Source organism: Photobacterium sp. R1 (assembly GCF_054600795.1).
This window is the reverse complement of record NZ_BAAHZP010000086.1, coordinates 1-466: the sequence shown is the minus strand read 5'-3', so window position 1 is coordinate 466 and position 466 is coordinate 1. Positions and strand designations below refer to the sequence as shown.

Genomic DNA, 466 nt, shown 5'->3' with positions numbered 1-466 from the left:
AGCTGATTGAAAATGACCCAACCTTTACGGCCATGACGGAGTCCGATCCGGTTTATAAAGTGCTGGAAGTCGCGGCATATTTTCGGATGCTGGACAGGCAGCGGGTCAATGAGGCTGCGCTGGCTGTCTTACTGGCCTACGCACTGGGAAATGACCTGGATAATATCGGTGCCCGGTATTACGTCTATCGGCAGGAAATCAGTCCGGCAGATGATTCAACGGTCCCACCGACGCCCGCAGTGATGGAGCCGGATGACGATTACCGACGCCGGATCCAGCTGGCCCTCGAGGGGATGTCAGTGGCAGGTCCGGCCAATGCGTACCGGTTTCATGCATTGTCGGCGCATCCGCTGGTATCGGATGCGACGGCCATTTCGAAAACACCCGGCAGTGTGTTGATCACTGTCCTCTCCCGGGCAGGGAACGGCAGTGCTGAGCCGGGTATTCTGGACGCGGTGAAATCACG

The 466-nt window shown here is 57.7% G+C and carries 1 protein-coding gene; it reads left to right on the top strand.

Annotated features, from left to right (window positions below; genetic code table 11):
• Positions 1-466 (top strand): baseplate J/gp47 family protein (locus ACYP03_RS24075; RefSeq protein ID WP_459782372.1); only part of this gene is annotated, 466 nt, incomplete at both ends.